Source organism: Streptomyces sp. NBC_01549, from assembly GCF_026339955.1.
In the GTDB taxonomy this organism is placed as follows: Bacteria; Actinomycetota; Actinomycetes; order Streptomycetales; family Streptomycetaceae; genus Streptomyces.
In genome coordinates, this window is the sequence record NZ_JAPEPW010000001.1 from 1,147,550 (window position 1) to 1,160,154 (window position 12,605).

Here is a 12,605-nt window from a genome sequence, read left to right on the forward strand (position 1 = left end):
AGCCGCACGCCCCGAACGGTCTTGGGCGTACTGGTCCCCGGCGTACTCAACCCCGGGGCGGCGACACGCATCCTGTGCGTGGTCCGGGCCCGGGAGGTCGGTTCCCTGCGCGACCTGGCCACATGGGTACGGCCAGAGGCGACGGGGAGGCCCTGAACCATCACTCCGGTGGAGCAGGGGCCCCGCACGCCGACACCGCACCCGGCGTCCCAGATCGCACGATCACGCTAACCCGGACGGCCCAGTACGCCGCAAGCCCGGAAGCCGACCATCACACGATCGAGCTAAACCGCCCTCACACACGCTCCCCGGCAAACAGCTGACAACCCCCGAGAGGACCGGGACCGGCTCAGCCCTGTGCCGCCTGCTGACTGGGCCGGCCGCCACCGCCCGGGCCGCCGCCACAGCCACCCTGGCCGCCCCCCTGACCTCCGCCCTGGCCACCGCCTGGACCGCCGGTCGGCATGCCCGAGGGACCGCCGGAGGGCATCTTGCCGGTGGGCATGTTCGACGGCGTCCCGGAGGGCGAGCCGGTGGGCTTCCCGGAGCCCCCGCCGTTCGGCATGCCCGACGGGCCCCCGCTCGGCATGCCCGACGGCCGCTGACAGTTCTGGTTCGAGTTGCCGCTGTTCGAGGACGACGAGTCGCCCGAGCCGCAGGCCGCCAGCAACGGCGAGAGCGCCAGCAGGGCCACGGCGGGGACGAGTCGGGCACGACGGTTCATGAGGTAACTCCCAGTCAGGTCACGTGGTCCGGTTTACGAAGGCCGGATGAGCGCGGGATGAGTGGTGGACAGAGGACCAGATCCACGTAAGGCCGCGCTGTGCCGAACCTGTGGTTACCTGTGGGTCAACTTCCCGCGTGCGGAGCGTGATCCCCGCCGTGCGCCGCGCCGATCGCGGCCGCCGCCCCGGCCGGTTCCGCCCGTACTTCCGGCGGTGGGACCACCTCGGCCGTGTCCACGAAGGCCAGCAGCGTGCGGGCCTCGCGGGCGACGCCGTACGACGGGTGTGCCCAGAACCCACCCGCTCTCGCCGTCGGCCTCCAAAAGCGCCGTGAGGGCGCCCGCGTTGAGCCCGAGGAACATGTCGAGGCGGGAGCGCCGTACCCGAACTGTGACATCCAGAGCGCCCGGACACCGCTTCACGGGATCACTCAGGAGCCGGGACTCCGGAGGCCGAAAGCGCCTCGATGTCACGGTGGATGGCGCGTACCGGCGCCCCACCCCGTGTGCCGGGTTCTACGTAAGGACCCCGACCAGGAGCTGCCGTTCGGCCCGGTGGCGCCGGCCCCCGAAGGGGCCGACGTCCGCGGACGGCTCGCGGCCCGCCCGGGCCGGCGGTCGTTCAGCCGAGCCGGACCCGAGCGAGCTGTCGGGACTGCGCGACCAGCCGGTCCGCGCTGTCCCACACCTCGGCGTCCTCCTCCAGGAAGCCGCCGGCGAGGTTGCGGGTGGTGATCGACACCCGCAGCGGGCCCGGCGCCGGACGGCAGCGCACATGGACCGTCAGTTCGACCGTCGGCACCCAGCCGGAGATGCCGAGCTCGAAGGCGGTGGGCGGCAGCGCGTCGACCGCGAGGAGCAGCGAGAGGGGGTCGGGGTCGCGGCCGTCGGCGAGCCCGAACCAGGAGCGCATCTCGCCCTTGCCGGACGGCGCCCCCAGGGCCCAGCCGAGGGTCGCGGGGTCGAGCTTGAGCATCAGCCGCTCGGTGATGGCGGAGCTGCCCTCGACGGGCGCCGGTCCGTCCTCCGGCCCGAAGCAGTGCTCCATGGCCGGGATCGCGGGCGCTGTCGCCGTGGTGCGGACGTCGTCGGGCAGGGCGTCGAGATCGCCGTACGAGGCGAGCACACGGATCCGTTCGACCTCGCGGCCCTCGTCGTCGTACTGGAAGAGCGAGGCCTGCCCGGTCGACAGGGTCCGCCCCGTCCGCACGACGTCCGTGCGGACCACCGCGGGGCCGGGTTGCGACGCGGTCAGATAGTGGGCCGAGACGGTGAACGGGTCGCTGTGCGGCAGGGCGTCGGCGAGGGCGCGGCCGAGGACGGCGAGCAGATAGCCGCCGTTGACGGCGCTGATGATGGTCCACCCGGCGGACAGGTCGATGTCGTAGACGCCGGGTTCGCGCAGGGTGACCGCGGTGTCGCGGTCGAACTCGCTGTCACCGATCGTGGCGCGCGCGGCCTGTGCGGTAGCTGCTTCTGACATGCCTGAACGGTACAACAGGTGATTACTAAGCAGTAGCTTTTTCTGTTTCGGGCATGTGAATCCGCTCACTCGTGGGTGAGGTTTCGGCAATTTCTCAGTAAGTGTCCGGACTGTTCCGTGAACCAACGGCATCGGATCCCCCTCTCCAAGGACAGAGAAACCCGATGCAGCTGCAGACCCTCGATCCAGCCCGTCACAGGAAGAGCCGCACACACCGTGAGCCTCACCGGAACGCCGTTCCTCCTCACCGCCATCGTCCTGGTCGCGGTCGCCCTGATCGTTCCCCTCGTGCTGTGGTCGCGCATTCCCGGCCCCGCACTGGTGCGCAGCGCGGCCCGGATGGTGATGCTGCTGTTCGCCCAGGGCACCGCGATCACCCTCGTCTTCGTGCTCGTGAACAACAGCAACAGCCTGTACGACAACTGGGCCGACCTGCTCGGCACGGGCAACCACGTGCGGGCGGCCGCCAACCTCGGCCGCGACGGCACGGGAGGTATCTCGCTGCACCAACTCCCCAAGGTCCACCAGACGTTCTCGCAGGCCGACGGCCCCGGTATGTCCAAGGCGGGCGGGGTGAAGGTCACCCAGCTGCACGGCCAGGTGTCGGGCGTGGACGCGGAGGTCTACGTCTGGCTGCCGCCGCAGTACAACGAATCGGCCTACCGCAACCGGAAGTTCCCCGTCGTGGAGCTGCTGCCCGGCTATCCCGGCTCCGCGAAGGCGTGGTTCGGTTCGCTGAAGGCGCATGAGCAGCTGCTGCCGCTGATGCGCGACGGACAGGTCGCGCCGTTCATCCTGGTGGCGCCGCGTACGAATCTGCTGGCCAAGACCGACACCGGCTGCGCTAACGTCCCCGGCAAGGTGAACGCCGACACCTGGCTCAGCATCGACGTGCCGAAGATGGTGGTGGATAACTTCCGGGCGAAGTCCGCGCCGGACGGCTGGGGCGTGGCCGGCTACTCGGCGGGGGCGCACTGCGCGGCCAAGCTCGCGATCGCCCACCCCGACCGCTACCGTGCCGCGGTGAGCATGTCCGGGTACAACGACCCGATCGGCGAACGCAACTCGCTCACGGCGCGGAGCCTGACGCTGCGCCGGAAGAACAATCCCTACCTGCTACTCAAGTCCTACCGCACGCCGCCCCCCGTCTCCCTCTACGTCTCCGGCGAGGCTCACGACGGCTACGAGGCGGGCGCGGCGCTCCAGTCGATCGCGAAGGCGCCGACGAGCGTGCAGGTGGTGCTGCTGCCGCGCAGCGCGGGCGGCCACAACATGGCCCTGTGGCGGCCGCAGATCACGGAGGTCTTCCGTTGGCTGACCCTGCAGATCGGGCCGGGGGCCCACGCTAAGGAGTCTCCGGCTCCGTCGCCGTCGACCGGCGATGCCAAGCACGCGGCGCTCGCCAGTGGAACCGCATCGCGAGCAACCGCAGGACGAAAGCGGTGACCGCGGCGAGCCCGCTGGTGAACGGGGACAGCACGTCGTAGCGGATGCACAGGACCACCATCGTGGCGCCGACGATCGCCGGCACGGCGTACAGATCGCGGTCCCAACGCAGCAGTGAGGGCACCTCGTTGGCGAGGACGTCGCGCAGCACACCGCCGCCGACCGCGGTGGCCAGGCCCAGGGCGGCGGACGGGGTCAGGCCGAGGCCGTACTCGTACGCCTTCGTGGTGCCCGCGACGCAGAACAGGCCGAGTCCTGCCGCGTCGAAGACGTTGACCGCGACCTGGATGCGCTCCACCTCGGGGTGGAGGAAGAACACGAGCAGGGCGGCGAGCAGCGGGGTGCTGAAGTAGCCGAGGTCGGTGAACGCCGCCGGTGGTACGGCCCCGATGACCATGTCGCGGAACAGCCCTCCGCCCAGTGCGGTGACCTCGGCGAGGACGGCGATGCCGAACACGTCGAAGTTCTTGCGGACGGCCAGCAGAGCGCCGGAGATCGCGAAGACGAAGATCCCCACGAGGTCGAGCACATGCTGGACGGAGGGGGTGAACAGTTCCTGAAGCACCCGGACATTCTCACCCGTCGCGGGGCTCGCACCTTACAAAGAAAGGCCTACAGGGCTGGTTTCCCTGTGGTGAACAGCCAGGTCTGGAAAAGGTCGTCGAGCTGTTGCCCCGAGGTCCTCTCGGCGAGGTGGATGAAGTCGGCGGTGTTGGCGTTGCCGTACTTGTGGAGCTTCGTCCAGGCGGGCAGCAGCTTGAAGAACGCGGTGTCGCCGATGCGCTCGCGCAGCATCTGCAAGGTCATCGCGCCGCGCTGGTAGACCGCCGAGGCGAACATGGTGTCGCGCTGCGGGTCGGCGACGACGGCCCCCCAGAAGGCCGAGTCCCCGGGGCGCGAGTTGTAGCCGGCGAGGAAGGAGTCGTGCGCCGAACGGATCCCCTTGTGCTCGGACCACAGCCACTGGGCGTAGGTCGCGAAGCCCTCGTTCAGCCAGATGTCCTTCCAGCGCTCCACCGACACGGAGTCGCCGAACCACTGGTGGGCCAGCTCGTGCACGATGGTCGTCTCCGAGCGCACGGCGGAGTACGCGGGCTTCGACTGCACCTCCAGCGAGAACCCCGCCTCCGGCATGTCGTCGACGATCGCGCCGGTCTCCTCGAAGGGATAGGGCCCAAAGACCTGCGACCAGTAGTCGGTGGCCTCGGCCGTCACGGCGTACACGTCGACGCTGTTGCTGCCCGCGAGCACCGGGTCGATGGCCACGTAGATCGGCGTCCCGGCCGGTGTCGTCCCCGTCTTGACGTCGAACTTCCCGATGGTCGCGGTCGCGAGGTAGGTCGCCATCGGCCTGTTCTCACGCCAGTGCGTGACCGTGCTGCCGCCCTTGTCGTACGTCGATATCAGCCGCCCGTTGGAGACGCCCGTCAGACCCTTGGGCGCCTTGATCCGGATGTCGTAGGTGGCCTTGTCGGAGGGGTGGTCGCTGGACGGGAACCAGGTGGAGGCGGCGTTGGGCTCACAGGCGACGAAGACGCCGTCGGTGGTCTTCATCCATCCGTAGTCGGAGCCGAAGACGATGGGACCGCTGAGGGCTTCGGGGACGCCGCCGTACGTGACGGTGACGGTGAAGGTCCTGCCCTTGCGGATCACCCCGTGCGGGGTGATGTGGATCTCGTCCCCGTCGCGCGTGAAGTCGGCGCGTCTGCCGTTCACTTCGACGCGGGTGACCTCCAGTTTCTGGAGGTCGAGGTCGAAGGAGGAGAGGGACTGGGTGGCCCGGGCCGTGAGTGTCGTACGGCCGTCGAGGCGGTCGGTGTCCGGGTTGTACGCCACGTCCAGGGCGTAGTGGCGGGCGTCGAAGCCGCCGTTGCCGAGCTGGGGGAAGTAGGAGTCGCCGATGCCGTCGGCGCCCGGGGTCGGGGCGGAGGAGGCGGCGATGACGAGGAAAGAGGCCGCCGCGGTCGCGAGGGCCCCTAAACGTGCCGAACGGGAGAATGACATAAGCGTCCCTTTCGTACGTGTTCCGATCGTTCCCGATCAGTTGGACACGCGAGACTCTGCACTCTTCCGTTCGGTCATGTTCATGACTTTGCCCAATCGTCATGCCCTACTCGCCAGTTGACTCCTGACGATCAGCGTTCAGAACAAATGCCCCGGTAACCGATCTCTCCGGTTACCGGGGCATAGGCGTCGGTGAACTCACACCGCCCTGTTCAGCTGCGGACGTTCACTTCTGGCTGCCGGGTCCGGATTCCTCCGACGAGTCTTCCTCCGACTCGTCCGACTCCTCGGCGGCGACCGTTTCGGAGACCTCCGCGGCGGCGGCCTCGGTGGTCTCGTCCGCGACGGCCTCGGAGGTTTCCTCCGTAGCGACCTCGGCGGACTCCTCCGCAGCGGCCTCGGAGGTTTCCTCCGCAGCGACCTCGGCGGACTCCTCCGCAGCGGCCTCGGAGGTTTCCTCCGCAGCGACCTCGGCGGACTCCTCCGCAGCGGCCTCGGAGGTTTCCTCCGCAGCGACCTCGGCGGACTCCTCCGCAGCGGCCTCGGAGGTTTCCTCCGCAGCGACCTCGGCGGACTCCTCCGCAGCGGCCTCGGAGGTTTCCTCCGCAGCGACCTCGGCGGACTCCTCCGTGGCCTCCAGTTCCGCGGCCACCGCCGCCGACGTCTCCGCCGACTCCGCCAGCACCTCGTCGGCCACGAGCGCCGCGGCCTCCTTGGCGGCGGACAGCAGCACCGTGTCCTGCGGGGCCTGGTCCTCGAAGTTCTCCGGGTGGTGGCAGGCGACCTGCTGGCCGGGCTTCAGCTCCAGGAGCGGCGGCTCGGTCGTCTTGCAGATCTCCGTGGCCTTCCAGCACCGCGTGTGGAAGCGGCAGCCGCTCGGCGGCGAGATCGGCGAGGGCACGTCGCCCGTGAGCAGGATGCGGTCGCTCTTCACGTTCCGGCGCTTGGGGTCCGGGATCGGCACCGCGGACATCAGCGCCTTGGTGTACGGGTGCATCGGCGCCTTGTAGAGCGAGTCGCGGTCGGCGAGCTCCACGATCTTGCCGAGGTACATCACCGCGATCCGGTCCGAGACGTGCCGGACCACCGACAGGTCGTGCGCGATGATCACGTACGTGAGGCCGAGCTCCTGCTGCAGGTCGTCGAGAAGGTTGACGACCTGCGCCTGGATCGACACGTCGAGCGCCGAGACCGGCTCGTCCGCCACGACCAGCTTCGGGTTGAGCGCGAGCGCGCGGGCGATACCGATGCGCTGGCGCTGGCCGCCGGAGAACTCGTGCGGATAGCGGTTGTAGTGCTCGGGGTTGAGGCCGACGACCGACAGCAGTCGCTGGACCTCCTTCTTGATCCCGCCCTCGGGATTGACGCCCTGCAGCTTGAACGGGGCACTGACGATCGTGCCGATCGTGTGCCGGGGGTTCAGCGACGAGTACGGGTCCTGGAAGATCATCTGGACGTCACGGCGCAGCGGGCGCATACCGCTCACACCGAGGTGCGTGATGTCCTTGCCCTCGAACTCGACCTTGCCCGCGGTCGGTTCGAGCAGCCGTGTGATCAGCCGGCCCATCGTGGACTTGCCACAGCCGGACTCGCCCACGACACCCAGGGTCTCCCCCGAGCGCACCTCGAAGTCGAGGCCGTCGACGGCCCGCACCGCACCGACCTGACGCTGCAGCAGGCCCTTGCGGATGGGGAAGTGCTTCTGCAGCCCGGTGACCTTCAGCAGGACGTCACCCGGGGCGGCGTCCTTGGTGAGGGTGGCGCCGCCTTCGTCCTGTGCCTGTGCGGGAATGGTCACTTCCGCGTCCTTGGCTTTCTCGCTCACAGCTTCGGCGCAATCTCTTCGGTCCAGATGCGTTCCCGCTGCTCCTGGGTCATGTGGCAGGCGGCCCAGTGCCGTCCGCCGACCTCGGTCAGCTCGGGGCGGACCGTGCGGGTCACGTTGTCCTTGGGAACGTCCGCGTACGGGCAGCGCGGGTTGAAGGCGCAGCCGGACGGGATGTTGATCAGCGAGGGCGGGGAGCCCTTGACGGGGATGAGGCGCTCGGTCTGCTCACGGTCCAGGCGCGGCATCGAGCCGAGCAGCCCCCAGGTGTAGGGGTGCCGGGGCTCGTAGAACACCTTCTCGGCCGGGCCGCGCTCGATGCAGCGGCCGCCGTACATCACCAGGATGTCGTCGGAGAGCTCGGCGACGACGCCCAGGTCGTGGGTGATGATGATGACGGCGGAGCCGAACTCCTTCTGCAGGTCCCGGATCAGGTCGAGGATCTGCGCCTGGACGGTCACGTCCAGGGCGGTCGTCGGCTCGTCCGCGATGAGCAGTTCGGGGTTGTTGACCAGCGACATCGCGATCATCGCGCGCTGGCGCATACCGCCGGAGAACTCGTGCGGGTAGCTGTCGACGCGCTTGTCCGGCTGCGGGATGCCCACCCGGTCGAGCATCTCGACCGCGCGGCGCTTCGCCGTCTTCTTGTCCACGTTGTTGTGGATGCGGTACGCCTCCACGATCTGCTGACCGATCGTGTAGTACGGGTGCAGCGCGGACAGCGGGTCCTGGAAGATCATCGCCATCTCACGGCCACGCAGCTTGCGTACGTAGTCCGGGTCGGCGGACAGCAGTTCGGTGCCGTTCAGCCAGATCTCGCCGGAGATCTGCGCCTTGCGCTTGCCGTACTGGCCGGCCGTGTGCAGGCCCATGATGCCGAGCGAGGTCACCGACTTGCCGGAGCCGGACTCGCCCACGATCCCGAGGGTCTTGCCCTTCTCCAGCTGGAAGCTGAGCCCGTCGACGGACTTGACCAGACCGTCGTCCGTCGGGAAGTGCACCTTCAGGTCGCGCACTTCGAGGAAGGCGGTCGGGGTGTGCGTGGCGGTGGGCTCGCCCACGGCTGCTCCGGTCTTGCTGAGTTCGGTCATGACAGCCTCACGCGGGGGTCGATCACGGCGTACAGGATGTCCACCACGAGGTTGGCGAGGAGCACCGCGAGAGAAGTGATCAGGGTGACGCCCAGGATGATGGGCAGGTCCTGGTTCCGGATGGCGTCGAGCACCGCGCGGCCGAGGCCGGGCAGGTTGAACGTCGACTCCGTCAGGATGGCGCCGCCGATGAGGGCGCCGAGGTCCATTCCCAGCATGGTGAGGATGGGGGTCATCGTGGAGCGCATGGCGTGCTTGCCGATGACGACCTGCTCCTTGAGCCCCTTGGCGCGTGCCGTGCGGATGTAGTCCTCGCCGAGGATCTCCAGCATGGTGGCGCGGGTGATCCGGGCATACATCGCCGCGTAGAGGAACGCGAGGGTGATCCAGGGCAGGATCATGCCGCCGAACCAGCCGCTGATGCTCTGGTCGAAGGGCACGTACTGCGCGTTGATCCATTTCAGGCCGAAGGCGAAGATCGCCAGGCTGAGCAGACCGGTGAAGTAGATGGGGAGGGAGACACCCGCCAGGGCGACGACCATCGCGCCACGGTCCCAGATGCTGCCCCGCTTGAGCGCGGAGAGCACACCAGCCGCGACACCGAAGACCAGCCACAGCACGGCGGCACCGAGCGCGAGCCCCAGGGTCACCGGGAAGCGGTCCGTGAGCACCGGCCAGACGGCCTGCTCGCTGCGGAAGGAATAGCCGAAGCAGGGCGCGGCGCAGTGCGTGACGTCGCCACCGCCCGAGTAGGTACGTCCGGCGAAGATGCCCTTGAAGAACTCCCAGACCTGGGAGTAGATCGGGTCGCTCAGACCCAGCTTCTGCCGTACGGCCTCGACAGCGGCCGGGTCGGCCTGCTTGCCCACGAAGCTCGAGGCGATGTCCACGCCCGCCCACTTGGGGACGAGGAAGAAGATGCCGAAGACCACCATGACGATGACCACCAGCATCACTGCGGCGGCGAACAGCCGCCTGATGAGGTAAGCGAGCACAGCTTACGGCCCGCCGCGGGGCCGCGGGCCACCGGAGGTCATCCGATGGCCCACGGCCACGCCGCGCCGGCCTTCACCTGCCTTTCGTGCCGTACGGCGGGTGTGCCGGGATTACTTTGCGGACTTCAGACCGAGGTTCACGAAGTCGTACGTACCGCTGTAGTTGTCCGTCGTGTAGACGTTCGCGAGGTTGTCGCCGCGCCAGTTGATGAACTTCTCGAAGGTGAAGGGCAGGTAGTACGCGCCCTCCATGACCTTGTGGTTGATCTCGGTCGAGAGCTTGGTCTTGCCCGCGTCGTCCAGCGTGGTGACGTACTGGTCGAACAGACCGTCGATGGTCTTGTCGTTGATCAGGGAGAAGTTGTTGTTACCGCTCGGCGCGATGTACTTGCTGTCCCACAGCGGCAGACCGAAGCCCTGGACGGTCGGGAAGTCCGGACCCCAGCCCATGATGATGATGCCGTAGCCCTTCTTCTTCACGTTCGAAGGGCTGCCGATGATGCCGGTGGTCTGCGAACCGTCGAACTGGTCGATCTGCGCGTTGATGCCGATCTTCTTCAGCGACGCCTGGAGCGACTGGGCCGTGGCCACCTCGACCGGCTTGTTGTTGCGCACCGCGATGGTGGTGGAGAAGCCGTTCGGCTTGCCGCACGCCTTCAGCGCCGCCTTGGCCTTCTCGACGTTGCCGTTCTTGTCGGCGCCGGAGATGGCGTACGGGTCGTACTTCTGGCCCTCGGCGCCCGGGACGGACGGCGGGAGCATGTTGGTGCCGATGTCACCACCGGCGATCGGGCCACCGCGCGCGGTCTGCAGCGAGACGTGGTCCGCGCCGAGGATCACGGCCTTGCGGCACTCGACGTTGTCGAACGGCTTCACGCTCTGCGGGAAGGCCGCGTACCGGATGTAACCCGAGATCGGGTTGTCCAGGTTGGCCTTGTGCTCCTTCAGGGCGGTGGTGCGGCCCTGCGGGGACATGCCGGTCTGGTTGATGTCCAGGTCCAGGTCACCGTTGAGCAGGCGCTGGTCCAGCTGGTTGGCGTCCGAGTAGAACTGGACGGTGATCTTGTCCGGGTACGCCTTGCGGACCGGGTCCGAGGACTGCTTCCAGTTCGTGTTGCGCACCAGCGTCAGGCTCTTGCCCGGGCTGTACGACTCGAACTTGTACGGGCCGGAGGAGAACGGCTTCAGGCCGTACTTGGACTTGGTGTCCATGTCCTGGCGGACCGGGGAGGCCGAGACCAGACCCAGCACCTCCTGGAAGTCCGAGTTGGCCTTCGGGAGGTGGAAGACGATCGTCTTGTCGTCCGGCGTGGTGATGGCCTTCAGGCCCAGCTTGTCCTTGGACGTGTCCTTGTAGGGACCCTTGTACTCGCCCTTGGGGTCCAGGAAGTCCTTGAGGTACGTCGGACCGCCGGACAGCACGTCCTGCGCCCACACGCGCTCGATGCCGTACTTCACGTCCTTGGACGTGATCGCCTTGCCGTCCTCCCACGTGACGCCGTCACGCAGGGTGTACGTGTAGGTCTTGCCGTCGTCCGTGACCTTCGCGAGACCGGTGGCGAGGTCCGGGGTGAGCTCGGCGCCTGCCTTGCCCGGCTCGGTCTTGCCCGTGACCAGCTGGCGGCTGTAGTAGCGCGCGAAGTCCCACATGAAGCCGTAGTAGCCACGCGTGGTGTCCCACGAGTCGGCGTCCTGGGCACCGCCGAACCGCAGCGTGCCGCCCTTCTTGACCAGGGAGGCCTGGGCGACCTTGTTGTTGGCGGCGTCGAAGCCGGCGGCGCCGGTCTTCGAACCGTTGTTGTCGTCGCTGCCTCCGCCGCCGCACGCCGCCGTGGTCAGCAGTGCGGCGACCGCAGCAGCGGCGGCAAGCGCCTGCTTACGCCGCCCTGAGGTGCGTTGGGTAGTCACGATCTCGGATCCTCCGGATTTGATGAGAGACCCCGTGTTGGTGCCACGGGACGCTTGGGGTGGGGCGGTTCAGCGGGAGGCCTTCGGGTCCAGCGCGTCCCGCACGCCGTCGCCGAAGAGGTTGAAGGCAAGGACGGTGATGAAGATCGCCACACCAGGGACCACCATGTACATGGGGTCGGACTCGTAGTAGTCGATCGCGCTCGACAGCATCTGTCCCCAGGACGAGGTGGGCGGCTTGACGCCCACACCCAGGAAGCTGAGTGCCGCCTCGGTGAGGATGTTCGTGGGGATCATCATCGTCGTGTAGACGATGATCGGTGCGACCAGGTTGGGCAGCAGTTCCTTGAACAGGATGTAGAAGCGCCCGGCGCCCAGCGATCGGGCGGCCTCGACGTACTCGCGCTCACGCATCGAGAGCGTCTGGCCGCGCACCACGCGTCCGATGTAGGGCCAGCCGAAGAACCCGATGACCAGGATCATCACGAACACACGCACGTTGGAGCCGGACAGGCCCAGCATGTTGTTCGGCATCACCGAGACCAGGGCGATCGTGAACAGGAGTTGCGGGAAGGCCAGCAGGCCGTCCATCACGCGGCTGATGAGCGAGTCCACCCAGCCTCCGAAGAAGCCCGCCAGGATGCCGAGCACGGTGCCGAGGACGACCGCGACGACGGCGGAGAGGAAGCCCACCAGGAGCGAGACGCGGGCACCGTAGAGGATGCGGGCGAGGATGTCGCGGCCGTTGACGGGCTCGACGCCCAGCAGGTGGTCACCGCTGATGCCGCCCAATGACCCCGTGGGAGTGCCGAACAGAGGGTCGATCAGCTTCTCGTTGAAGGTGTCCGGGTCCTGACCGAGCAGGTGGGTGATCACTGGCGCGAGCAGGGCGATCACGATGAGGACGAGCACGACGATGCCGCCGGTCAGGGCGAGCTTGTCCCTCTTCAGGCGCTCCCAGGCGATCCGGCCCAGGGAACGCCCCTGTACGGCCTTCTCTCCGGCGGCAGCAACCGCCGCTTCTTCGGCCGCGCTCGGGGCCGATTCGGCAGTCGGCTCGTGCAATGGTGCCGTCATCGTGGCAGGGGCCCCTCTCAACCGGCGGTAGCCGGCCCACACGTGCCGCTCG

10 protein-coding genes are annotated in these 12,605 nt (G+C 68.1%); 1 reads left to right on the plus strand and 9 read right to left on the minus strand.

The annotated features are described in order from the left end of the window. Nucleotides 1-349: 349 nt before the first annotated feature. A complete protein-coding gene (locus OG819_RS04835; RefSeq protein ID WP_266648178.1) occupies nucleotides 350-724 on the minus strand; it encodes a hypothetical protein in 375 nt (124 codons plus the stop codon). Nucleotides 725-1,346: 622 nt separating this feature from the next. Beyond that, nucleotides 1,347-2,207, minus strand: a complete 861-nt coding sequence (locus OG819_RS04840) for a thioesterase family protein (RefSeq protein WP_266648179.1) — start codon at nucleotides 2,205-2,207, stop codon at nucleotides 1,347-1,349. Between the two features lie 216 nt (nucleotides 2,208-2,423). Between OG819_RS04840 and OG819_RS04845 the strand changes: the two genes are divergently transcribed. After that, the gene (locus tag OG819_RS04845; RefSeq protein WP_266648180.1) at nucleotides 2,424-3,653 is read left to right on the plus strand and encodes an alpha/beta hydrolase-fold protein; all 1,230 of its coding nucleotides are present in this window, start codon (nucleotides 2,424-2,426) and stop codon (nucleotides 3,651-3,653) included. Here OG819_RS04845 and OG819_RS04850 read toward each other — a convergent pair. The 7 genes from OG819_RS04850 to OG819_RS04880 form a co-directional block, all read right to left on the minus strand. Continuing rightward, on the minus strand, nucleotides 3,553-4,218 hold the full coding sequence (locus OG819_RS04850; RefSeq protein WP_266431146.1) for a trimeric intracellular cation channel family protein: 666 nt from the start codon (nucleotides 4,216-4,218) through the stop codon (nucleotides 3,553-3,555). The genes OG819_RS04845 and OG819_RS04850 overlap by 101 nt on opposite strands. Nucleotides 4,219-4,265: 47 nt before the next feature. Further along, the gene (locus OG819_RS04855) at nucleotides 4,266-5,657 is read right to left on the minus strand and encodes a M1 family metallopeptidase (protein WP_266648181.1); all 1,392 of its coding nucleotides are present in this window, start codon (nucleotides 5,655-5,657) and stop codon (nucleotides 4,266-4,268) included. A 226-nt stretch (nucleotides 5,658-5,883) separates the two neighbouring features. Beyond that, complete coding sequence (locus OG819_RS04860) at nucleotides 5,884-7,455, minus strand: dipeptide ABC transporter ATP-binding protein (RefSeq protein ID WP_266648182.1); 1,572 nt, start codon at nucleotides 7,453-7,455, stop codon at nucleotides 5,884-5,886. Nucleotides 7,456-7,478: 23 nt separating this feature from the next. Next, nucleotides 7,479-8,573, minus strand: a complete 1,095-nt coding sequence (locus tag OG819_RS04865; RefSeq protein ID WP_266431152.1) for an ABC transporter ATP-binding protein — start codon at nucleotides 8,571-8,573, stop codon at nucleotides 7,479-7,481. After that, nucleotides 8,570-9,568 carry an ABC transporter permease gene (locus OG819_RS04870; protein WP_266628863.1) on the minus strand — a complete coding sequence of 333 codons (999 nt, stop codon included), beginning with the start codon at nucleotides 9,566-9,568 and terminating at the stop codon, nucleotides 8,570-8,572. Before OG819_RS04870 ends, OG819_RS04865 begins: the two co-directional genes overlap by 4 nt. A 111-nt stretch (nucleotides 9,569-9,679) precedes the next feature. Next, nucleotides 9,680-11,476 (minus strand): ABC transporter substrate-binding protein, encoded by a 1,797-nt coding sequence (locus tag OG819_RS04875; protein WP_266648183.1) that lies wholly within the window; start codon nucleotides 11,474-11,476, stop codon nucleotides 9,680-9,682. A gap of 69 nt (nucleotides 11,477-11,545) precedes the next feature. Continuing rightward, nucleotides 11,546-12,553 carry an ABC transporter permease gene (locus OG819_RS04880; protein WP_266628860.1) on the minus strand — a complete coding sequence of 336 codons (1,008 nt, stop codon included), beginning with the start codon at nucleotides 12,551-12,553 and terminating at the stop codon, nucleotides 11,546-11,548. Nucleotides 12,554-12,605 lie beyond the last annotated feature (52 nt).